The 21755-nt window shown below is 68.5% G+C and carries 24 protein-coding genes; 18 read left to right on the top strand and 6 right to left on the bottom strand.

Annotated elements, in window-relative coordinates; genetic code table 11:
* Positions 1-13: 13 nt before the first annotated feature.
* Positions 14-1360, bottom strand: coding sequence for an ATP-binding protein (locus ACK4I0_RS10040; RefSeq protein ID WP_409610517.1), 1347 nt, complete (start codon positions 1358-1360; stop codon positions 14-16).
* A 4-nt stretch (positions 1361-1364) separates the two neighbouring features.
* Complete coding sequence (locus tag ACK4I0_RS10035) at positions 1365-2102, bottom strand: response regulator (protein WP_409610515.1); 738 nt, start codon at positions 2100-2102, stop codon at positions 1365-1367.
* 73 nt (positions 2103-2175) lie between these two features.
* Between ACK4I0_RS10035 and ACK4I0_RS10030 the strand changes: the two genes are divergently transcribed.
* The 4 genes from ACK4I0_RS10030 to ACK4I0_RS10015 all read left to right on the top strand — a co-directional run bounded on the left by ACK4I0_RS10030 (position 2176) and on the right by ACK4I0_RS10015 (position 5490).
* Positions 2176-3054, top strand: coding sequence for a branched-chain amino acid aminotransferase (locus ACK4I0_RS10030; protein ID WP_409610513.1), 879 nt, complete (start codon positions 2176-2178; stop codon positions 3052-3054).
* A gap of 68 nt (positions 3055-3122) precedes the next feature.
* Positions 3123-4397, top strand: a complete 1275-nt coding sequence (locus ACK4I0_RS10025) for a NupC/NupG family nucleoside CNT transporter (RefSeq protein WP_409610511.1) — start codon at positions 3123-3125, stop codon at positions 4395-4397.
* A 26-nt stretch (positions 4398-4423) separates the two neighbouring features.
* Positions 4424-5044 carry a glutathione S-transferase family protein gene (locus tag ACK4I0_RS10020; protein WP_409610509.1) on the top strand — a complete coding sequence of 207 codons (621 nt, stop codon included), beginning with the start codon at positions 4424-4426 and terminating at the stop codon, positions 5042-5044.
* Between the two features lie 89 nt (positions 5045-5133).
* Positions 5134-5490, top strand: coding sequence for a hypothetical protein (locus tag ACK4I0_RS10015; RefSeq protein WP_409610507.1), 357 nt, complete (start codon positions 5134-5136; stop codon positions 5488-5490).
* 52 nt (positions 5491-5542) lie between these two features.
* Here the strand turns inward: ACK4I0_RS10015 and ACK4I0_RS10010 are convergent, their stop codons facing one another.
* Positions 5543-5980 (bottom strand): PaaI family thioesterase, encoded by a 438-nt coding sequence (locus ACK4I0_RS10010; RefSeq protein ID WP_409610505.1) that lies wholly within the window; start codon positions 5978-5980, stop codon positions 5543-5545.
* Positions 5981-6116: 136 nt separating this feature from the next.
* Between ACK4I0_RS10010 and ACK4I0_RS10005 the strand changes: the two genes are divergently transcribed.
* From ACK4I0_RS10005 to nadC, 10 genes are all read left to right on the top strand, one after another.
* On the top strand, positions 6117-7055 hold the full coding sequence (locus ACK4I0_RS10005) for an IS1595 family transposase (RefSeq protein WP_409610503.1): 939 nt from the start codon (positions 6117-6119) through the stop codon (positions 7053-7055).
* 574 nt (positions 7056-7629) lie between these two features.
* Positions 7630-8160 (top strand): hypothetical protein, encoded by a 531-nt coding sequence (locus ACK4I0_RS10000; RefSeq protein ID WP_409610501.1) that lies wholly within the window; start codon positions 7630-7632, stop codon positions 8158-8160.
* 156 nt (positions 8161-8316) lie between these two features.
* Positions 8317-8589 carry a DUF3253 domain-containing protein gene (locus ACK4I0_RS09995; RefSeq protein WP_409610499.1) on the top strand — a complete coding sequence of 91 codons (273 nt, stop codon included), beginning with the start codon at positions 8317-8319 and terminating at the stop codon, positions 8587-8589.
* Entirely contained in the window at positions 8586-9167 is a 582-nt protein-coding gene (locus ACK4I0_RS09990) for a uracil-DNA glycosylase family protein (RefSeq protein WP_409610497.1), read from the top strand. Before ACK4I0_RS09995 ends, ACK4I0_RS09990 begins: the two co-directional genes overlap by 4 nt.
* The gene (locus ACK4I0_RS09985) at positions 9167-10183 is read left to right on the top strand and encodes an alpha/beta fold hydrolase (protein ID WP_409610495.1); all 1017 of its coding nucleotides are present in this window, start codon (positions 9167-9169) and stop codon (positions 10181-10183) included. The genes ACK4I0_RS09990 and ACK4I0_RS09985 overlap by 1 nt, the downstream gene beginning before the upstream one ends.
* 86 nt (positions 10184-10269) lie before the next feature.
* The gene (locus tag ACK4I0_RS09980) at positions 10270-11361 is read left to right on the top strand and encodes a Glu/Leu/Phe/Val family dehydrogenase (protein ID WP_409610493.1); all 1092 of its coding nucleotides are present in this window, start codon (positions 10270-10272) and stop codon (positions 11359-11361) included.
* Positions 11362-11544: 183 nt separating this feature from the next.
* Positions 11545-12636 (top strand): quinolinate synthase NadA, encoded by a 1092-nt coding sequence (gene nadA, locus ACK4I0_RS09975; protein ID WP_409610491.1) that lies wholly within the window; start codon positions 11545-11547, stop codon positions 12634-12636.
* A 55-nt stretch (positions 12637-12691) separates the two neighbouring features.
* The gene (locus ACK4I0_RS09970) at positions 12692-13549 is read left to right on the top strand and encodes a metalloprotease (RefSeq protein ID WP_409610489.1); all 858 of its coding nucleotides are present in this window, start codon (positions 12692-12694) and stop codon (positions 13547-13549) included.
* Positions 13546-15069: an L-aspartate oxidase gene (locus ACK4I0_RS09965; RefSeq protein WP_409610487.1), complete on the top strand. Its 1524-nt coding sequence runs from the start codon at positions 13546-13548 to the stop codon at positions 15067-15069. The genes ACK4I0_RS09970 and ACK4I0_RS09965 overlap by 4 nt, the downstream gene beginning before the upstream one ends.
* Positions 15066-15911, top strand: a complete 846-nt coding sequence (gene nadC, locus ACK4I0_RS09960) for a carboxylating nicotinate-nucleotide diphosphorylase (RefSeq protein WP_409610485.1) — start codon at positions 15066-15068, stop codon at positions 15909-15911. Before ACK4I0_RS09965 ends, nadC begins: the two co-directional genes overlap by 4 nt.
* A 239-nt stretch (positions 15912-16150) precedes the next feature.
* Here the strand turns inward: nadC and ACK4I0_RS09955 are convergent, their stop codons facing one another.
* A complete protein-coding gene (locus tag ACK4I0_RS09955) occupies positions 16151-17290 on the bottom strand; it encodes a cell wall hydrolase (RefSeq protein WP_409610483.1) in 1140 nt (379 codons plus the stop codon).
* Between the two features lie 441 nt (positions 17291-17731).
* Here ACK4I0_RS09955 and ACK4I0_RS09950 point away from each other — a divergent pair, with 441 nt between their 5' ends.
* The 3 genes from ACK4I0_RS09950 (at position 17732) to ACK4I0_RS09940 (ending at position 19074) form a co-directional block, all read left to right on the top strand.
* Entirely contained in the window at positions 17732-17926 is a 195-nt protein-coding gene (locus tag ACK4I0_RS09950; RefSeq protein ID WP_409610481.1) for a hypothetical protein, read from the top strand.
* A gap of 166 nt (positions 17927-18092) precedes the next feature.
* Positions 18093-18452 carry a DUF6481 family protein gene (locus ACK4I0_RS09945; RefSeq protein ID WP_409610479.1) on the top strand — a complete coding sequence of 120 codons (360 nt, stop codon included), beginning with the start codon at positions 18093-18095 and terminating at the stop codon, positions 18450-18452.
* Between the two features lie 25 nt (positions 18453-18477).
* Positions 18478-19074, top strand: a complete 597-nt coding sequence (locus ACK4I0_RS09940) for a glutathione S-transferase N-terminal domain-containing protein (RefSeq protein WP_409610477.1) — start codon at positions 18478-18480, stop codon at positions 19072-19074.
* Here ACK4I0_RS09940 and ACK4I0_RS09935 read toward each other — a convergent pair.
* The gene (locus tag ACK4I0_RS09935) at positions 19071-19847 is read right to left on the bottom strand and encodes a sulfite exporter TauE/SafE family protein (protein ID WP_409610475.1); all 777 of its coding nucleotides are present in this window, start codon (positions 19845-19847) and stop codon (positions 19071-19073) included. The genes ACK4I0_RS09940 and ACK4I0_RS09935 overlap by 4 nt on opposite strands.
* Positions 19848-19888: 41 nt before the next feature.
* Positions 19889-20524, bottom strand: coding sequence for a response regulator (locus tag ACK4I0_RS09930; protein ID WP_409610473.1), 636 nt, complete (start codon positions 20522-20524; stop codon positions 19889-19891).
* 189 nt (positions 20525-20713) lie between these two features.
* Between ACK4I0_RS09930 and prfA the strand changes: the two genes are divergently transcribed.
* On the top strand, positions 20714-21755 hold a 1042-nt coding region (gene prfA / locus ACK4I0_RS09925; RefSeq protein WP_409610471.1), incomplete at its 3' end, for a peptide chain release factor 1.

Genomic DNA, 21755 nt, shown 5'->3' with positions numbered 1-21755 from the left:
CCAGCTGCAAGGCTCAGCCCGGCAGACGCATCACCGCCTTCAGTCCGCCCAGGTCGCTGCGCCCCAGGCTGATGTCGCCGCCGTGGCCGCGCGCCACGTCGCGGGCGATGGCCAGACCCAGGCCGACGCCCTTGCGGTTCTGATTGCGCGAGGCGTCCAGCCGGGAGAAGGGGCGGAAGGCCTCTTCGTGCATCTCTTCGGGGATGCCCGGCCCGTCGTCCTCCACGGCGATCTCGACGCCGCCGGAGGCCAGGGTGCGCGCCGACAGTCGCACCTGCTCGCCGTGGGCCGCGGCGTTGCCCGCCAGATTGGTCACCGCACGCTTGACCGCCAGGGGGCGCAGGGTCGCGGTCAAGCCGGCGGCGGGCACAACCACCTCGGCCTCCGCGCCAGCCCGGCGCGCATCCTCGGCCGCCGCTTCCAGCAGGGCGCCGACATCGATCGCCCGAGCCGCCTCCCCGGCCTCGCCGCGCGCGAAGGCGAGGTATTCGTCGATCATGTGCTCCATCTCGTCCATGTCGGCGCGCATGGCGTCCTGACGCTTGAACGGGGGCGCCAGGGCCAGTTCCAGCCGCAGCCGGGTCAGGGGCGTGCGCAGATCGTGGCTGACCGAGGCGAGCAGGGCCGTGCGCTGATCGATGTGACGCTGGATGCGGTCGCGCATGGCCAGGAAGGCGGTGGCTGCGGCTCTGACTTCTCGGGCCCCGTGCGGCTTGAACCGGGGCTGGGTCTCACCCCGGCCGAACGCTTCGGCGGCGTCGGCCAGCCGCTCGATCGCCCGGACCTGGTTGCGGATGAACAGGACCGCGATGCCCATCAGCAGAATGGTCGCGACCAGCAGCCACAGCACGAAGATGTGCGCCTGGGTCGCCACCGCGCGCTCTCGCGGCGCGATGATGCGCAGCACGCCGCCGGGCGCTTCGACGCGGATGTCGATGTAGGCGGGATAGCGGGTCGTATCGAACCAGAACGGCTGGTCCAGCCGCGACAGCAGGGCGCGCTCGACCGCTCGGTCCACGACGCCCAGCGCGCCGCGCCGCTGTTCGTCGGGCAGGGCGGCGTCGGGCTGCAGGGCGATGGACAGCGACAGGGTGCGCTCGGCCCTGTCGGCGATGCGGGCCAGGTTCGCGGGCGTCGGGGCGTCGCCGTAGGTCTCGACCGCCCAGGCGATGTCGCCGGCCAGGCCGTCGGACAGCCGCGCCGTCACCGTCTGCCAGTGAGCGTCGAAGAAGGCCCAAGTCACCGCCACCTGCATAACCGCGACCGGCAGGACGATGATGAGCAGCGACCGGCCCCACAGCGAGGTCGGCAGCCGCCGCTTGAGAAAGCGCGGCCACAGATAGGCCGGCAGCAGCCTCACCGGCTCAGTCCGGGGCCAGCATGTAGCCGACGCCGCGCACGGTCTGGAGATAGCGCGGGTTCTTGGGGTCGCTTTCCAGCTTGCGGCGGAGGCGCGTCACCTGAACGTCCACGGCGCGGCCGGTGATGTCGGCGGTGTCGGGCGACAGGGTCATGCGCTCGACCGGGGCGTGGGCGTGGATGGCCAGGGTCTTCAGCAGTTGCGCCTCGGCCTCGGTCAGGCGCTGGGGTTTGCCGTCGCGCGACAGCTCCAGCCGCTCCATGTCGAACACCGCCTCGCCCAGCTTGATCTCGCGCGGCGTCAGGGGCTTGCCTCCGGTGCGGCGCAGGATGGCGTCGATGCGCAGCGCCAGCTCGCGCGGATCGAACGGCTTGGACATATAGTCGTCGGCGCCGCGCGACAGGCCCTCAATGCGGTCCTCGGGCTCGCCGCGCGCGGTCAGCAGCAGGATCGGGGTCTTGGAGGCCAGCGCCTTCTCCCGGACCCAGGTGGTCAGGTCCAGGCCGGTCTCGCCCGGCATCATGACGTCCAGCACGATCAGGTCGAACTCGATCAGCTCGACCAGCCGCTTGGCCGCCGCTGCGTGGGCGGCCCCGGTGACGCGGTAACCCTCGCGCGCCAGGAACTCCTTGAGCAGTTCGCGGATGCGGTCATCGTCGTCCACGACCAGTAGGTGACGGCCCACGCCGGGGCCGGCGACGGGGCCGGAACGGCCGGATCCGCGCGAATCGGACACGCTCATGCGCGGCCTCCACCGTTGACGGGCGAGATCGAGAGGGGTCTAACCCCAGACCAGACGCAGGAGACGTTCTTCAATGGCCTTCGTTCCTTTCGACGATCGTGACGGTTGGATCTGGTTTGACGGTGATTTCGTGCCCTGGCGGGACGCGAAAACGCACGTTCTGACCCATGCCCTTCACTATGGCTCGTCGGTGTTCGAGGGTGAGCGTATGTACGGCGGCGAAATCTTCAAGCTGACGCCGCATTCGGAACGTCTGAAACGGTCGGCGGAACTGCTGGACTTCGAGCTTCCCTATAGCGTGGCCGAGATCGACGCCGCCTGCAAGGAAACCTGCGCCAAGATGGGCCTTTCGGACTGTTATGTCCGCCCGGTCGCCTTCCTGGGTGCCGAACAGGTCAGCGTAACCGCCAAGAACTCCAAGGCCCACGTCGCCATCGCGGCCTGGGAGTGGCCCAGCTATTTCGACCCCGAGGTCAAGGCGCGCGGCATTCGTCTGGAGTGGGCCAAGTGGCGCCGCCCCGACCCCGCCACCGCCCCCTCGGCGGCCAAGGCGGCGGGCCTGTACATGATCTGCACCATGTCCAAGACGGCGGCCGAGAAGCGCGGCTTCGCCGACGCCATGATGCTGGACTGGCGCGGCTATGTCGCCGAGGCGACCGGCGCCAACGTCTTCTTCGTGCAGGACGGCGTGCTGCACACCCCGCCGATCGACGCCATCCTGGACGGCATTACGCGGCAGACGGTGATCGAAATGGCCAAGGCCAAGGGCATCGAGGTGGTGGTGCGCCACATCCGCCCCGAGGAGTTGTCGGACTTCACCGAGTGCTTCCTGACCGGAACGGCCGCCGAGGTGACGCCCGTCAGCGAGATCGGCGACTACCGCTTTACCCCCGGCGCGCTCAGCCTGGGCCTGATGGAGGACTACGGCCGCCTGGTGCGCCGTCAGCTCTGATCGGCGGATAATCCGCTTGCAGGCGGCCCTGGCCTGGCGTTCAACGGGCCTCTAGGGGAGCCGTCCGCATGTTCAGCCTGCTCAATCTTCAGAGCCTTCTCGGCCTGGCCGTGATCGTCGCCGTGTGCTGGGCGATGTCGGAGAACCGGCGCGTCTTTCCGTGGCGGCTGGCGGTCGGGGCGGTGGCGGTTCAGGCGCTGATCGTGCTGGCGCTGTTCGCCATTCCGGGCTCTCAGGTCGTGCTGGCGGCCGTGACCGGGGCAGTCGACGGCCTGGCCCAGGCGACCAGCCGGGGCACGCAGTTCGTGTTCGGCTATCTGGCCGGCGGCGACCAGCCCTATGCGGTGACCAACGACGGCGCCCTGTTCACCTTCGCCTTTCAGGTGCTGCCGCTGATCCTGGTGATCTCGGCGCTGTCGGCCTTGCTGTGGCACTGGAAGATACTGAAGTGGATCACCCTGGGTTTCGGCTTCCTGTTCCAGAAGACCATGGGCCTGGGCGGCGCCTCTGCCCTGGCGGTGGCGGCCAACATCTTCCTGGGCATGATCGAGAGCCCACTGGTGATCCGGGCCTATCTGGACAAGCTGACCCGGTCCGAGCTGTTTCTGATGATGGTGGTGGGCCTGGCCACCGTCGCCGGCTCGACCATGGTTGCCTATGCGACCATCCTGGGCCCGGTGCTGCCCAATGCGGCGGGCCATGTGCTGGTGGCCTCCATCGTCTCGGCGCCGGCAGGCGTGCTTCTGGCCCGCGTCATGGTGCCGGAGAAGCCCGGCGAGGGCGGCGCGCACGCCGACTACAGCTCGGGCCTGAAGTACGACAGCGCCGTCGACGCCATCGTCAAGGGCACGTCCGACGGCCTGATGGTGGTGCTGAACATTTCGGCGGTGCTGATCGTCTTCGTCGGCCTGGTGGCCCTGGTGAATGTCATGCTGGGCGGCTTGTGGCTGTTCGACGGCCCGGTGACGGTCGAGCGCCTGCTGGGCTGGGTCTTCATGCCGATCGCCTGGCTGACGGGGGTGGAATGGTCCGAGGCCGGCCGTGCGGGCTGGCTGCTGGGCGTCAAGCTGACCCTGACGGAGTTCGTGGCCTTCATCGAACTGGGCAAGGTGCCGCCCGCCGAGATGAGCGAGCGGACCCGCATGCTTATGACCTATGCGCTCTGCGGTTTCGCCAACATCGGCTCGGTCGGCATCACGGTGACGGGCCTGTCGGTGCTGATCCCCGAGCGCCGCGCCGAGGTGCTGAGCCTGGTGTGGAAGGCGCTGTTCGCGGGCTTCGTCTCGACCCTGATGGCCGCCTGCATCGTCGGCGTCATGCCCGCCGCCGTGTTCGGCTTATAGCGTCCAGAGACAACGGAGAACCGCGCATGAAGCTCTACACCTCGCAGCGCGCGCCCAATCCGCGCCGGGTGCGCTGGGTCCTGGCCGAAAAGGGCGTGACCGACGTCGAGATCGTCGAGATCGACATCATGGCCGGCGAGCACCGCGCGCCGGCCTATCGCGACAAGGTCGGCGTGCCGCACGTTCCGGCGCTGGAGCTGGACGACGGGACCTGCGTGACGGAATCCATCGCCATCTGCCGCTATCTGGAGGCGCTCTATCCCGAGCCCAACCTGTTCGGCCACGACGCGCGCGAGCAGGCGGTGGTCGAGATGTGGACCCGGCGCTGCGAATTCTACCTGGCCAATCCGATGATGCTGACGGTGCGTCACAGCCACCCGGCCCTGGCGGCGCTGGAGGCGACCCAGACCACGCAGATCGCGGACTACAACAAGGTCACGGCCGAGCGCTTCATGCGCATGCTGGACCGCCATCTGGCGGGGCGCGACTTCATCGTCCTGGACCGCTTCACCATGGCCGACATCGTCGCCTGCGTCGGCCTGGATTTCGCCCGCCTGATTAAATACCGGCCGCCCGAGGAGCTGGCGAACCTGGCCCGCTGGTACGAAGCCTGCCGCGCCCGACCGGCGGCGCAGGCGGGGGCTTAGACTCTTGCCTGCGCCTCTATCGACATTACCGTCCGCTTGATGTCGTGCTGCGATCACTGAGTATTTCGAGATCGGCTCGGGAGCAGAATGTGAAGCGTGGCTTAAAGAACGTTGCCCTATTTGCCAGCGTGCTGGCTATCGGCGCCACTGCCTGGGTCTTTAAGGACGCCATTCCACCCAGAGGCGCCATCACCGAAGGCGCGCGGTTCGACGTGTCGGTTGGCGCTAGGTACGAAGACGCGCATCGGACGCTAGTATCGAAGGGCTATCGCTCGTTTTCATCGGAAGCCGGCGGCCTTTGCGTGTTTCGCCGCTTCGATGCGCAACTCACGGTTCACAAATTCAATGCTCCGGGATGGCGGCGGGGCACACTATGCCTCGTGGAGGACAAAGGCGAAGTCCACGAGATTGTGTGGGCCTTTGATCTTGTGCGCGGGTTTCTTTGAGGCCGATGCGCGCCGTACGAGCGACGGCAAGTCCAAGCGCCCTAGCTGATACCTAAACTTGTGGCTTGCCGAATTTTCGGATCACGCCCGAGAAAGTCATCACCAGCCGATCACCCACCGTGATCTGGCCGCGCACGAAGATCAGGCTCTTGCCCGCCTTCATGACCTCACCGGTCGCCTCGACCAGATCGCCGACATAGGCGCCGTCGATGAAGGTGGAATCCAACTGAACCGTCACTCCCGAAGCGCCCTCCATCTCCTGGTAGGCGGCCTGGAACAAGGCGATGTCGGCGAAGGTCATCAGGCAGCCGCCGTGCATCCGGTCGCCGGCGTTCATGTGCTTCTGTTCGGCCCGGAAGGCGCAGCGCATCCGCCCGTCCGCGTCGGGCCGGAAATAGAACGGTCCCACCACCTGATCGAAGGTGCCGTGCAGGTCGTAGGTCTGCCAGCCGGCGAACTCGCCTTCGGTGATTGTGATCTTGGCGACCATTTCTGGAATCCTTGATGGGCCTATCGCGTTTTGCGCGGCTTGAGGCTCGAACACGCCAGGCCTTCTTCGGGACCTATATACGTGCTTGACCCACACGTGGTTTAGGCTATGGTGGCTCTAACAGAGAGCCAGAGCCGTGATCCAGTCGTTCAAAACCCTTCCCCAGCTTTTCGCGGCGTTCCCGACCGAACAGTCCGCGATTGACCACCTGACTGCGATCCGCTTCGCCAAGGGCCGTTTCTGCGCACTCTGCGGCTGCACGGACGAAGGCAAGGTCAAGCGCATGTCCAGCGCGGGCGTCCCGACGAACCAATACAAGTGCTACGCCTGCCGGGGAAAGTTCACGATCAAGGTCGGCACCATCTTTCAGGACACCAAGCTGCCTCTGCGCACTTGGTTCGCTGCGATTTGGATGATTACGAACCACCCCAAAGGCATCGCCTCGACCACCCTGGCAACCGATCTGGGCATCACTCAAAAGACCGCCTGGTTCGTCCTGCACCGCCTCCGCCATGCCGCCCGCACGGACAGCTTCAACGCGCCCCTGTCGGGCGAGGTCGAGGTGGACGAGACGTTTGTCGGAGGGCGCGAACACAACAAGCACCAGAGCAAGAAAACGGGCTCCAAGCGTGGCCATAGCGTCGAACTCAAGACCGTAGTGATGGGTCTGAAAGAGCGCGGCGGGGAAGTTCGCGCCGGGGTTATCGACAACGTCCGCGCCGGAACCCTGCGCCATATCGTGCAGCAGAACGTCGCCAAGGGCTCCACCGTCTATACGGACGAGCATCAGGGCTATAACGACCTGCGCCACGACTACGACCACCAGCGTATCAGCCACCGCAAGGGCGAATATGTGCGGGGCGCCGCCACTACGAACGGGATCGAGAGCATCTGGGCGCTGTTCAAGCGCCAGTACGTCGGCACCCACCACTGGATTTCGCCGAAGCACATGGACGCCTATCTGAACGAGATGACGTTCCGCTTGAACCGCCGCGAAATGGATAAGGGGCAGCGCCACATGGCGCTCCTGTCTCAGGTCGAAGGCCCGATGCCCTGGAAGGTGCTGACCGCATGAGCGAAGCCCCGAAACCTGAGCGGCCCCTCTACTTGGATATGGAATTCGGTGAAGCCCTGGCCCGCTTTGCGCAGACCAAGCCGGAAGAGGTAACGCCCGCGCCGGGGCGAAAGAAAAAGGCCGCCAGACCTCCGAAGAAGTCTGACGGCCCGGTTGAGCCCGCCGGTTAGCGGCGGGGATGCGGGACCGGCTTAGGCCGGAAGTGCGGGCGGACGCGAACGATGCGGCCTCCCGGGTGAATGCGCCGATGCTCTCGCACCGGGCCACGTGTCATCACTGCCATGGGAAAACCTCCTAGGGCATTGATCTATGGGCCGGGCTGTGCGAGAATTTTTGCTCTGTAAGCAGTCCTCGCGCCTTTCCCGGCCCGGCGATTGACGAAAGCCGGTCCTTTGGCGAGGGCCGGTTTTTTCGTGTATGGCCCCTAGGCCCTCGGCGCACTACATGGCGACCTCCTGCGTTAACCAGCACACAATAGCGGATTGCAACCCGGCGCCTAGCCCGAATGGGGCTTTGTGGATTTCAGAATGCCTCGTAATGCGCTATGTATCAGCTCGCTGATAGGAGCAGAGCGATGCTTTCCCAGATTGAGGCGGCCCGCCAAAGGCTACAAGCGATTGAGCAAGAAGCTGAAATCCTAAGACATTTCCTCGTCGCCTGGGAAGCTGCCGCTCCCTTGCTGGATGCCCCGGCCCCCTCTCAAACAGGCGGACTATTTGATGTGGGTCGGGCTGTGGGCGAATCGGCAAACTCAGTGAGTCAAGAGGGAAACGCACAGCCCTTAAGTCCTCCGAAGCGCTCTCGCGTGACGGACAATCCGAAAAAAGAAGTGCTGATTCCCGCTGCTATCGAGATCATTCGAGGGCATGGAAGGCCCCTGAGCCGCCGTGCCTTGCATGAGGCATTGGCAGCGAGAGGGCTGGTAGTGAAGGGGGCTGACCCAATCAAAGCGCTTGGGACGATCCTGTGGCGAGCGCCGGATGATCTCGTGCAGCTAGAGGGGTTCGGCTACTGGCCCAAGGTGGATCCGTACGAACCTGCCAACTATGCGGGCCCCCAAGGGGATCACCCAAGCCATCCGACAGACCGGAAATTCGGCAACTAAGCGATGTTCCAGATACGTTCTGGGTTCATGCAAACCCCTCTCCTGTCCCTGGTCGCGCGTCAGGACCAGGAGGTGTGCGGCGCACAATGAAGATTGGGTCGCACACGTATATAGGTCCCCCTTCTTCTCGCTCTCGCAATGCAGCATATAGGCGCAATGAGCGATCCGATCGAAGCCGAGATTTTCAACCAGCTGTCCCGCCGCGAGGCCGGCAAGAGCATCTGCCCGTCCGAAGTGGCCAAGAGCCTGCAGCCGGAACAGTGGCAGCGCATGATGGGCAAGGTGCGCGGCGTCGCCGTCGGCCTGGCCCGCGAAGGCCGCCTGGTCATCACCAAGAAGGGCAAACCGGTCGATCCGAACGCCTTCAAGGGCGTGATCCGGCTGCGCTTGCCGAACGAGGGCGAGGGGACCACATCCGAGGCTGAATGAGCCTCCAGACCGTCCTCGACGACATTCGCGCCTGCCGGGCCTGCGCCGGCGAACTGGCTCACGAGCCCCGGCCGGTGGTGCGGGTGTTTCCCGAGACGCGGCTGCTGATCTGTGGCCAGGCCCCAGGCCGGCGCGTGCATGAGAGCGGTCTGCCCTTCACCGACCCGTCCGGCGATCGCCTGCGCGATTGGATGGGCGTCGATTTCGAGACCTTCTATGGCGACCATCGCCTGGGCGTGGCGGCGCAGGCCTTCTGCTATCCGGGCACTGCGCCGAAAGGCGGCGACTATCCGCCGCCCAGGCGCTGCGCCCAGCTGTGGCGGCCGCGTCTGCTGGACGCCTTGCCGGCGATGGAACTGACCCTGCTGGTCGGCGGTCATTCCCAGGCCTGGGCGCTGGGCGATCGGGCCAAGGCCAACATGACCGAAACCGTGGCGGCCTGGCGCGAGTATCTGCCTCGGGTCTTGCCCATGCCGCATCCGTCGTGGCGCAATACGGCGTGGCTGAGGAGGAATCCGTGGTTCGAGGCCGAGGTGGTGCCGTATCTGCGCGGCCGGGTGCGGGATATTCTGGCGTGATGCGCAGGCTGCTTGTCGCCTGCACGACGTTGATGCTGGCGGCCTGCGCTACTCCCTATGTGCAGTCGCCGCTGACCCCGCCCGAGGGTTTCGCCGGTCCGCGTGTCGAGGCCGCCGCGCCGGGTCTGGAAGGCGCGCTGGTCATGGCCGATGGCGCGCATCTGCCCCTGCTGCGCTGGGCGCCCGAGGCCGGCGAGCCCTGGGCCGTGATCGTGGCTCTGCACGGCATGAACGACCACAACGCCTCCTTCCGCCTGGCCGGCCCCTGGTGGGCCACACGGGGCATCGAGACCTGGGCTTATGACCAGCGCGGCTTCGGCGGTGCGCCCGGTCGCGGGACCTGGGCGGGCGAAGACCTGATGGTCGAGGATCTGCGCACCGCCGTCGCCCTGGCGCGCCAGACCCATCCGCGCGCTGTCATCGCCGTGGTGGGAGAAAGCATGGGCGGTTCGGTCGCGGCCGCCGCCTTCGCCTCGGACCGACCGCCGGCGGCCGACCGCGTCGTGCTGCTGGCGCCCGGCGTCTGGGGCTGGTCCAGCCAGAACGCCTTCAACCGCGTGGGCCTGTGGGTCGCCGCGCGCGCGCTGGGCGAACGCGCCGTGCAGCCGCCCGAGTTCGTCACCCGACGCATCCGCGCCTCGGACAATCTGATCGAGCTGCTGCGCAATGGCCGCGATCCCGAGACCATCCTGTCGACCCGCTTCGACACCCTGTCGGGCCTGGTCAGCCTGATGGAGACGGCGTCCAACAGCCTGGGCCGCAGCGAGGTCCCGACGCTGCTGCTGTATGGCGACCACGATCAGATCGTGGAGAAGGGGCCGATGCGACGGGCCCTGGCGCGCGCGGGCGATCGACCCGGCTTTCGCACCGGCTTCTATGCAGACGCCTGGCACATCATGAACCGCGACCTCGGCGGCGAGGTCGTCTATCGCGACGTCGAGGCCTATCTGCGCGACGCGGCCGCCCCCTTGCCCAGCGGCGCGCCGCCCGTGGCCGAAAGCCTCAATCGACGCTGAGGCCGGATGGCGACGCTTGCCCCCGCCCGCGCGGGCGCGTATCTGGCCCGCAAAATAATATCCTAAGGGAAGGCCAGGTTCAGGGCATGACGCTGTTTGATTCTCCCTCTTTCGCGAACCACGAAGGCGTGCACGCCTTCTTTGACGAAAAGACCGGCCTGAAGGCTATCGTCGCGGTCCACTCCACCGCGCGCGGTCCGGCCGTCGGCGGCTGCCGCATGTGGAACTACGGCTCGTCGGCCGAGGCGCTGGAGGACGTGCTGCGTCTGTCGCGCGGCATGAGCTACAAAAACGCCGTGGCGGACCTGGAGATGGGCGGCGGCAAGTCGGTCATCATCGGCGATTCCAAGACCCAGAAGACGCCCGAACTGTTCCACGCCTTTGGTCGTGCGCTAGACACCCTGGGCGGCTGCTACTACTCGGCCGAGGACGTCGGCGTGTCGGTCGCCGACATCGCCGAAGCCCGCAAGGTCACCCCCTATGTGCTGGGCCTGAGCGAAGGGCCGGAAGCCTCGGGCGACCCCAGCCCGGTCACCGCCGAGGGCGTGTTCCGCTCGACCCTGGTCGCCGCGCGCCGCCTGTGGAACCAGGACGATCTGACCGGACTGACGATTTCGCTGCAGGGCATCGGTCACGTCGGCGGCTATCTGGCCGACAAGCTGCACGCCGCCGGCGCCAAGCTGGTCATGACAGACGTCAACACCGAGCTGCTGGAAGAGGTCGCGGCCCGCACCAACGCGCAGATCGTGGCGCCGGACGCCATCTATGACGTCAAGGCCGACATCTACGCTCCGTGCGCGCTGGGCGCGACGTTGAACCCCCAGACGCTGGACCGACTGACGGTCAAGGCTGTGGTCGGCGCCGCCAACAATCAGCTGGCCACGGCTGACATCGGCCAGGCCCTGTTCCAACGCGGCGTGCTCTATGCACCCGACTATGTCGTGAACGGCGGCGGCATCATCAATGTGGCCTCCGAGCTCAAGGCCCGTGAAAGCGGCGGCGCATACGATCCGGCCTGGGTCGAGGCCAAGCTGTCGCGCCTGATGGAGACTCTGGAGGAGGTGCTGGAACGCGCCGCATCCGAAAAGCGGCCGACGCATGAGATCGCCGACGCGATCGCCGAGGCGCGCATCGCCGCTGCGGCCGACGCCAAGGCCGAGCGCCTGAAGGCCGCCTGAGCCTCATTCCATCGCTGATCGGTGCTGCGGCGCCGCGTCGATCCTGACGCGGCGCCGCTTGCTTTTTCGCCGCGCGGGACTAGATTGCACCTGCTTATGCTGAAAATGAGCATAAGTCGTTGGCAGGCCAGGGCCTAGCTGGCGTTTCTCGGCCCTGGGATTTGCTCACGTCGAGCATATCCGATGGAGGTGAGCATGGCGGACGGCGCCTTCGGACTGTCGCGCGAGATCGAACGCGAGACCGCGCCCGTTTGGGACAAGGTCAAGGAATTTGTCACGCCGATGGAGTGGCCCGATCAGGCGCGGCTGATCAGCGAGATCAACCAGCTGAAGCGCGAGCGCGACGCCGTCATCCTGGCCCACAACTACATGACGCCCGAAATCTTCCACGGCGTCGGCGACTATGTCGGCGACAGCCTGGGCCTGGCCAAGGAGGCCGCGCGCTCGGACGCCAAGGTGATCGTCCAAGCCGGCGTGCACTTCATGGCCGAAACCTCCAAGATCCTCAGCCCGTCCAAGACGGTGCTGATCCCCGATCTGCGCGCCGGCTGCTCGCTGGCTTCGTCGATCACGGGCGCGGACGTGCGCCTGATCAAGCAGCGCTACCCGGGCCTGCCGGTCGTCACCTATGTGAACACCACCGCCGACGTGAAGGCCGAGACCGACATCTGCTGCACCTCGGCCAACGCCGTCCAGGTAGTGGAATGGGCCGCGCGAGAGTGGGGCGTGGACCGGGTCATCCTGATCCCCGACGAATTCCTGGCCCGCAACGTCGCCGCCCAGACCACCGTGGGCATCATCGCCTGGAAGGGCCGGTGCGAGGTGCACGAGCGCTTCACCGCCGCCGACATCTCCGAGATGCGCGCAGCCTATCCGGGCGCCGAGATCCTGGCGCACCCGGAATGCCCCGAGGACGTCCTGGCCGCGTCGGACTTCGCCGGCTCGACCGCGGCGATGATCGACTATGTCGAAGCGCGCAGGCCCAAGCAGGTGGTGATGATCACCGAGTGCTCGATGGCGTCCAATGTGAAGGGCGACGTGCCCGGCGTCGACTTCATCGGCCCCTGCAACCTGTGCCCGCACATGAAGCGCATCACCCTGACCAACATCCGCGACTGCCTGGTCAACATGCAGTTCGAGGTGACGGTGCCCGAGGACATGGCCGAGCGCGGCCGCCTGGCCGTGCAGCGGATGATCGACCTGCCGCCGCCCGCCATCCCGGCGCGCTACGACCTGTTCAAGGCGCGCCACCATGTGGATGTGGAGCTGATCTGAGGCGCGACGACCGGTCCCCTCGCTAGATCCGGCCGCGCGCCCCATCTGGAACGCCATGAGCGACATTGATCCCCCCATCCGCCGTCCCGGTCCCTGGGACCCCCGCCCGGAAGAGCTGTCGGCGCCCGCGCCGGCGTCTCAGGCGCGTCGGCCGATCCGGGCCGATACCGCCGAGGACAAGGGCCAGCATCCGCTATGGGCGCTGATTTCCACAGTCCTGCTGGGCGGCTTCATCTGGTGGATCACCGGCAGCGCGATGTTCGCAGGCGCGGCCATCTTCGGCCTGTTCGTGCATGAGTACGGCCACGTCCTGGCCATGAACCGGCTCGGCATGGGGCCGGCGCGCATCTACATCATCCCGTTCCTGGGCGGCCTGGCCAAGAGCCGGCGGCTGCCCGACAGCGAGTGGCATGGGGTGCTGGTGTCGCTGGCCGGGCCGGCGTTCGGCCTGCTGGCCGCCATTCCGTTCCTGGCCGCCTTCTATCTGACCGGACAGGCGATCTGGCTGCAGGGCGTCTTCGCGGTCGCCTTTCTGAACCTGATCAACCTGGCGCCCGCGCCGCCGCTGGACGGCTCCAAGGCGCTGGGCCCGGTGCTGGCCCGCATCCACCCGTGGGTCGAGATGGGCGCGATGGTCGCGGTCGGCGCCCTGGTGATCTGGTGGGGCCTGACCAACGGCGCCTTCATCTTCACCGCCTTTCTGGCCCTGGCCCTGGTCGGCCATCTGCGACGCGGCGTCTGGCGGCCTGAAGGGCGTCAACTGAGCTGGAAGGAGGCGGGCTTCAGCGTCGGCCTGTTCGTCCTGACCGCGGCGGCCTGCGTGGGCGTGGGCCTGATGTCGGTGATCCCGCTGACCGGCGACGCCGGCGCCGCGCTGGACGGCGGCGCGCGCATCCTGGGTCTCGGCCGATGACAAAGAGCGTCGAGCGTCTGCGCCATGACGGACCGCTGATCATCGGCGGCGGCCTGGCCGGCCTGTCGGCGGCGCTTCAGGCCGGGCCGCGTTCGACGCTCGTCATCAGCCCCGCTCCCCTGCTTCAGGCCTGTTCCTCTGCCTGGGCCCAGGGCGGGGTGGCCGCCGCGCTCACCAGCTCGGACTCGCCCGATCTGCACGCCGCTGATACGGCGCGCGCGGGCGCCGGCTTGGTCGAGGCCGAGGCGACCCGCGCCCTGACCGAGGCGGGGCGCGAGACGGTGGAGTGGCTGGCCGCGCTCGGCGCCCCGTTCGACCGGGACGCGGCCGGCGGGTTCGCCGTCAACCTGGAGGCGGCTCACAGCATCGCCCGCGTCGCCCGGGTCGGCGGCGACGGCGCCGGACGCGCCATCCTGTCGGCCCTGGTCGCCGCCGTGCGCGCCGCGCCCCACGTCACGGCCATCGAGGACGGCCGCCTGGTCCGCCTGATGCAGGATGCCCACGGCCGCATCGGCGGCGCCCTGATCGCGCGCGGCCGTCGTCTGGTTGAGATCACCGCGCCCGCGGTCGTGCTGGCGACCGGCGGCGCGGGCGGGCTCTACGCCATGACCACCAACCCCTCGGCCCTGCGCGGCGAGGGCCTGGGGCTGGCCGCCTTGGCGGGCGCGGAAATCCTCGATCCCGAGTTCGTCCAGTTCCATCCCACCGCGATCAACGTGGGCCTGGACCCGGCGCCGCTGGCGACCGAGGCCCTGCGGGGCGAGGGCGCGCGTCTGGTCGACGCCTCGGGCGTCTTCCTGCTGGGCGACGCCGCCGACGCCGACCTGGCCGCCAGGGACATCGTGGCCCGCGCCGTGCATCGTGCGGTCCAGTCGGGACGCGGCGCTTTTCTGGATGCGCGCCAAGCCATCGGCGCCCACTTTCCCGAAGCCTTTCCCGCCGTCTTCGCCGCCTGCCTGGGGGCTGGTCTGGATCCACGCGAACAGCCGATCCCGGTCGCGGCGGCGGCCCATTATCACATGGGCGGGATCGCCGCCGACGCGGACGGCCGCACGAGCCTCGAGGGCCTGTTTGCGGTCGGCGAATGCGCCGCGACCGGCGTGCATGGAGCCAACCGCCTGGCCTCCAACTCCCTGCTGGAAGCCGCCGCCTTTGGCCGCCGGACGGGCCTGGCGGCGGCGCAGGCGATCGGCGCGGGCGGGGGCGACGCCGGGCTGGTCGCGCCCGCACTGAGCGCCGAGGCGCTGGCCGCGCTGCGTCAGGCCATGACGGCCGACGCCGGAGTCGAGCGCGACGCCGGCGGCCTGACGCGGCTGATCGACGTCATCGACCGGCTGGAGATCGAGGCGCCGCGCGCCCCGGCTCTGGTCGCCGCGCGCCTGATCGCCCAGGCGGCGCTGGATCGCCGCGAAAGCCGGGGCGGCCACTTCCGCTCCGACTATCCCCAGGCGGCGCCCGAGGCCCGCCACAGCCGCATCACCCTGGCCGCCGGCCAGACCTTCAGGAGCGCCGCCGCGTGAGCCTTCCCGACCTGCTGATCGACCCCGTGGTGCGTCTGGCGCTGGCCGAGGATCTGGGCCGGGCCGGCGACGTCACGGCCGCCGCCTGCATTCCGGCCGACGCGCGCCTGACTGCCGATTTCGCTGCGCGCCAGGCCGGCGTCGCGGCGGGCCTGGCCGTGGTGCGCCTGGCCGTGCGGGCGATGGACCCTGACGCCGTCGTCGAGGAGCGGATCAAGGACGGCGAGGCCTTCGAGGCGGGTCAGACCCTGGTGCGTGTCGAAGCGGATGCACGCGCCCTGCTGGCGGCGGAGCGGACGGCGCTGAACCTGCTGGGGCGGCTGTGCGGCGTGGCGACCCTGACCCGCGCCTATGTCGAGGCCGTCGCCGGGACCAGCGCGCGGATCGCCGACACCCGCAAGACCACGCCGGGTCTGCGCGCGCTGGAGAAGCACGCCGTCGCCATGGGCGGGGGATCCAACCACCGCTTCGGCCTGGATGACGCGGTGCTGATCAAGGACAACCACGTCGCGGTCTGCGGCGGCGCGGCCGAAGCCGTGCGCCGGGCCCGGACGTCGGTGGGTCATCTGATGAAGGTCGAGGTCGAGGTCGACGGCCTGGACCAACTGGACGCCGTGCTGGCGCTGGCCGTCGGGCCGGACGTGGTGATGCTGGACAACTTCGGCCTGGACGACCTGCGCGAAGCCGTGCGGCGCAACGCGGGCCGTGTTGTGCTGGAGGCGTCAGGCGGCGTGAATCTGAAGACGGTGCGCGCCATCGCCGAGACCGGAGTGGACGTGATTTCCGTCGGCGCCCTGACCCATTCGGCCCCGAGCCTGGACATCGGCCTGGACGCCGCCTGAGCGGAACATCCTGAGGATGGCTCGGTTGTCTCCCGCCAGGAGACATCCAATGAGCTCGCCGATCCGTGTCGCAAACGAGCCGCGCAGCTTCGCACCCCAGCCGGTGCCGGCGACGACGGGCGCACCTTAAGGTGCGGTCTGGTCGGAGGCCGTCGGCAAGGCGCCACGTCTGATGCGGTTTGGTGATCTGCGGCACAATCTGGCGACGCCGCGAAAGCTGGACGATCGCTAGGCGGGCGTCATTCGGCGGGCGTAGACGCCTTGGCTTCGACCTTGTCGCCCTGAGCGGCCGTTGGGGCGGACGCGGCGCGGGGGGACGCGGGCTGAGCGTCTCGCGCCGGTTCCGGGGCGCGAACCGGGGTCTGGGGTTGAGCCGTCGGCGAGGCGTCCTGACGGGGCGCGCTGAGGCCTTCCTGAGCCAGGACCATCGTATAGGCCACGGCCTCGCCGGCCTGACGCGCGGCGGCGACGGGGTCCAGGCTGGCCTGAACCAGGCGGGACTCGCTGGGGGCGGGACCGGAGGGGCGGGCCTCATAGGCGAAGGCCGAGGCCGAGCCGTTGCGGCCGCCGAAGCGATAGAAATAGTGGTCGCCGACATGGGCGACGCGCACCAGGGCGTTGCGCCAGGCCGGCGCCACAGCTGTCGTATGGAAGTGTGTCGCCGACCCCACGGGGCCGAACACCTGGCCCGAAAGGGCACGAGAGGCGATGTCGCGGGCGCGATTCCAGGCCGAGCGGTTCACAGCGCCGCGCATTGCGCCGTTGCAGGTGAAGCTGAACTGGCAGCCGGTGGAGCGGTTGGAGCCCTGATAGACCACGCCGCAGACGGTCTGGGGGAAGGACGGGTGGCGGCTGCGGTTCAGGACCACCTGGGCCACGGCCTGCATGCCGGCGCGGCCTTCGCCGCGCGCTTCGTAATAGACGGCCTGGGTCAGGCATTCGAGATCGCGGGATTGATCCAGCGCGCCGCCGAGCCGGAAGGGCTGCATGGCGGGGGCGGTGTCCATGCGCACGCGGCGCAGGCCGCCGTCACCTTGACGAAGCTGTTCGAGCCGCGCGGTCATCAGCTCGGCCTGGCGGTCCCGCTGATGGGGCCCGGCGACGGAGTAGGGGTCATGGCGGCGTGCGATCGACAGGGCGCTGGCGTCCAGACCCCCGGCTGCGGCGACCAGCGCCTCTTCGGTAAAGCCCGCCGTTGCGGCGCTTTGCAGCCGTTCAGCCTGATCGCGCACGGCGTCGGCCTTGGCGATCGTCCCTCCCAGGTAGGCTCCGCCCACCCCCAGGCCCACGAGGCAGCCGCACGTCGCCGCGGTCAGGGTCCGATAGCGGGCCCATGGGCGAACGCGCAGAAGCGCACGCGTGTGCGAGAGAAGGGACAAAAGCTCGATCCTGTACGGCAGGGCGGGAAAGCAGCCCCTGAAGATAGTCTCGCACGCCGGGCGACCTGAAAGCGTCGCGGTCCGACAGCGGAACCCAACCCTCGGCGACCGGCCGGGATCGGGAAAGCGGGCCTTTATCCGGGGAAGCGTGGCCGAAATGTGGTCGATTCGCAACTTTGTTTGCGTTGCAACATGACCTTTTGGCGCCGCGAGATTGAACTGACTGAACCAAGGGCGCGTCCAAGAACCGCTTGAGTCGAACCGCCAATCGAGCGCGATATTACTGACACGATGAGTCGTCGCCGCGTTTGGCAGGCACGACGGATTCCGCGATCACGCCCTGATTTCTTATTCGCGCTCAGGCGAAGTCTTGCTGGCTCAAGGAGGGAACGCTCGCGCGCTTTCGTCGTTGAAGCGTCACTGTTTTCAGGAGGCTGCCTCATGGTTCGTTTGTTCAAAGTCGCCGGTTTCGCCGCTGTGGTCGCGGCCGGTCTGTCGCTCGCCGCGTGCGGCACCACCACCGAGCAGAAGGCTGCCACCGGTGCGGTCGCGGGCGCCGTCGTCGGCGGACCGGTGGGCGCGGCCGTCGGCGGCGCGGCTGGCACGGCGGTCAGCAAGGCCCAGAATCCCCGCTGACGCGGCAACGCCTCCGCTTGCTAATTTCGGCGGGGGCCTTATGTGACGCCGACTGAGCGGCGCGGCTTGATTTCCGCGCCGCTTTCGGCTTTTCCGGCGCCGACGTTTACGGCCCGGCCCCTCACCGCCTCATCCGATCTCTTCAAGGACACGAATTCTTTCCCGCATGCGAGACCTGAAACAGACCGCCTTCACCGACCGCCTCACCGCTCAGCAGGAAGCCAAGAAGGCGCTTCTGGCCAAGTTCAAGCCCAAGCCGACGGTGCAGGATCCCGAGTTCGACAAGCTGGCCGAAAAGCGCGCGGCTGAAAAAGAAGCCCTGCGTCAGCAGCACGAACTGGCCAAGGCCGAAGAGCGCCGTGAGAAGGCCGCCAAGGACGCCGAGCGCATGGCCGCCGAGCAGGCCGCCCAGGAAGAGGTCGAAGCGGCCAAGCGCGCCGACCGCAAGGCCCGCAAGCAGCTCACCAAGGAAGAGCAGAAAGCCCGCCGCGACGCCCGCTACGCCGCGCGCAAGGCCCGCCGCTAGAACCGCACTCAGGCAAGGACGACGGATGAAGCTCTATATCACCGCCCCGTCGCCCTTCGCCCGCAAGGTGCGCATTGTCGCCCGCGAAAAGGGCCTGTCGGATCGGATCGAAGAGATCGCGACCGACCCCTATGCCGACGCGCCTGATCTGTTCGCGGCCAATCCCATCGTGCAGGTTCCGGCCCTGATCGCGGCCGACGGCGCGCCGCTGACCGACAGCCCGGTGATCTGCGAGTATCTGGACGAGATCGGCGAGGGGCCGCGTCTGCTGCCCGCCTCCGGGCCCGAGCGCCTTCGAGTGCGCCGCATCGAGACCCTGGCCAACGCCGCGCTCGAGATGGGCGTGAAGCGGGTGCTGGAGCTGCGCCGGCCCGAGCATGAGCGGTCGCCGTCGTGGATCGAACGCTGGACGCGCAACCTGGGCCGCGCCCTGGACGGGCTGGAAGCCGCCGACCTCAGGGCCGATCCGCTGGACATGGGCGTGATCACCGCCGGCGTCGCCGCCAGCTGGATCGGCTTCCGCCATCCCGACATCGACTGGCGCGCGGGTCGCCCCCGTCTGGTCGCCCTGACTGAGGCGCTGGAAGGCCGCGACAGCTTCCGCGACACGGCGCCGGTCTAGAACAGGCCGGCCAGCTGCGCGCCCTGGAAGGCGGCGAGCAGAAGCAGCAGCCCGCCGACGGCGTAGGTCAGCACGCGGCGCGGGATCTTCTTGACGATGTAGCCGGCGAAGGGCGCGGCGATCAGACCGCCGACCACCAGGCCCGCAACCGCGCTGAAATGATCTTGGATCGCGCCTGCGTCCTGCCAGTGGCCGGTCACCAGCGACCAGACGAAGGTGGCCGAGATCGCCACCGTCAGGAAGAACTCCGCCGTATTGACCGTGCCGATGGCGCGCCTGGGCTCCTGACCGGCGCCGACCATGGTGGAGGACACCGTCGGACCCCAGCCGCCCCCGCCGATGGCGTCCAGGAAGCCGCCGACCATGCCGACGGGCGCGGTGATCCAGGCCGGCAGGCGACGCGGCTTCACGTCATGACCGGCGCGCCACAGGATCCACACGCCGATGAAGGCCAGATAGGCGACGATGAAGGGCTTGATGATGTCTCCCTCGATGCCCGCCAGCACATAGGCGCCCAGCACCCCGCCGATGACGCCCGCGATCGCCAGGGGCAGGAACAGCCGCCAGTCGACATTGCGGTGCCACACGTGGCTAGAGGCCGAGGCGGCGGTGGTGAAGACCTCTGCGGCGTGCACGCTGGCCGAGGCGGTGGCGGGCGGCACGCCCAGCGCCAGCAGCACCGAGGTCGAGATGACGCCATAGGCCATGCCCAGGGCCCCATCGACGCCCTGGGCGACCACGCCCACCAGAAGGAAGAGGAGGAATGTCTCCATGGGAGCCCCAGGCGACGACGACGCGCCGCTGGCCTAAAGGCTCAGCTTGCGGCGGAGTTCCGTTCCGCGCCTCGCCCGGCGACACGCGCCGCAACCGCCAGGACCTCGCGGGCGGTATAGGGCTTTGTGATCAGCGCCTCGGCGACATCGGCGCTGCGCGCGGCGGCGGTGACGTCGCCCGACAGGAAGACCGAGCGCAGGCCCCAGCGCGACTTCAGGGAACGCGCCAGTTCCACCCCCGTCGTCTCGCCCGACAGATTGATGTCCAGCAGCGCCAGGTCGATGGCGTGCAGTCCGGCGGCGACCTCGGCCGCGGCGGCGTTGTGGAAGGGGCCGACGACATCGTGCCCGGCTGCGACCAGGGCCTCGGTCAGGTCGGCGGCCATGTCGGGATCGTCCTCGACCAGCATCAGGGTCAGGGGCTCGCCGGCCATGGGCGCCGCCGTTTCGTCGGCGTCGCGCGGCGATTGGCGGATGATGACCGCGCGCACGTCCTGCCAGACCTCGGCGTGAGGGCGCGCGGCGTCGAGATCGAAGATCTGGGCCAGGGCCGCCAGTTCGGCCGCCGCGGCCTCGTTCAAGGGGGCGGCCTCGTCCGCCAGCAGGCGGTCGTATAGGGCGCACAGCCGCTCCACATCCTTGTCCAGGGTCGGTGCGTTTCGAGTATCGTCGAACATCGGCCAGCCTCCAGTCTGAAACAGCCAAGGCTCAGCTAGGCGGTCGGGTTCACCCCTGAAAGGCGACTGACGCCCTTGTGAGCCCTGTTCACTTTCGCTCCAGCCCGACGCGATCACATGGAATCGACAGCGGCGGGCCGCGCGGGGTAAGGCTCGCGCCCTTCGCCTCGCCCTTCAGGACGCCCGACCTTGCGACTGCCCCAGGCCCGCCTCGACCAGGTGCTCGACCGCTTTCACGAGGTGGAGGCGCGCATGGGCGCGGCCACCGACGGGGCCGAGATCGTGCGCCTGTCCAAGGAGCACGCCGAGATGAAGCCCGTGGCCGACGCCGTGTCGGCCCTGGCGCGCACGCGGGCCGAGATGGGCGACCTGGCCGTCATGGCCGATGACCCGGAAATGGCCGAGATGGCGGCGGCCGAGCTTGAGGCGCTGAAGGACCGGCTGCCCGAGATGGAGCGCGAGGTCGCCCTGCTGCTGGCCCCGCGCGACGCCGACGAGAACGCCTCGGCCGTGCTGGAGGTGCGCGCCGGCACCGGCGGCGACGAGGCGGCCCTGTTCGCCGGCGACCTGTTCCGCATGTATTCGCGCTACGCCTCCACGCGCGGCTGGCGGGTCGAGATCGACAGCGCCACCGAGGGCGAGGCCGGCGGCTACAAGGAGATCATCGCCACCGTCACCGGCGACGGCGTGTTCGGCCGGCTGAAGTTCGAGAGCGGCGTGCACCGCGTCCAGCGCGTGCCGACCACCGAGGCCGGCGGGCGCATCCACACCTCGGCCGCCACCGTCGCCGTCCTGCCCGAGGTCGAGGACGTCGAGATCGAGATCCACGACAAGGACATCCGCATCGACACCTTCCGCGCGTCGGGCTCGGGCGGACAGCATGTCAACAAGACGGATTCGGCCGTGCGCATCACCCACCTGCCGACGGGCATCGTTGTGACCAGTTCGGAGAAGTCCCAGCACGTGAACCGCGACAAGGCGATGAAGAACCTGCGCGTGCGCCTGTACGACATGCAGCGCCAGACCAAGGACGCCGCGCGCTCCGACGCGCGCAAGTCCCAGGTCGGCTCGGGCGACCGCTCGGAACGCATCCGCACCTACAACTTCCCCCAGGGCCGCGTGACCGACCACCGCATCGGCCTGACCCTGCACAGCCTGCCGCAGATCTTGGAAGGCGACATCGACCCCGTGCTCGACGCCCTGATCGCCGAAGACCAGGCGGCGCGGCTGG

The organism is Brevundimonas sp., assembly GCF_046295775.1.
Classification (GTDB): domain Bacteria; phylum Pseudomonadota; class Alphaproteobacteria; order Caulobacterales; family Caulobacteraceae; genus Brevundimonas.
This window is presented reverse-complemented; position numbering and strand designations above follow the sequence as displayed.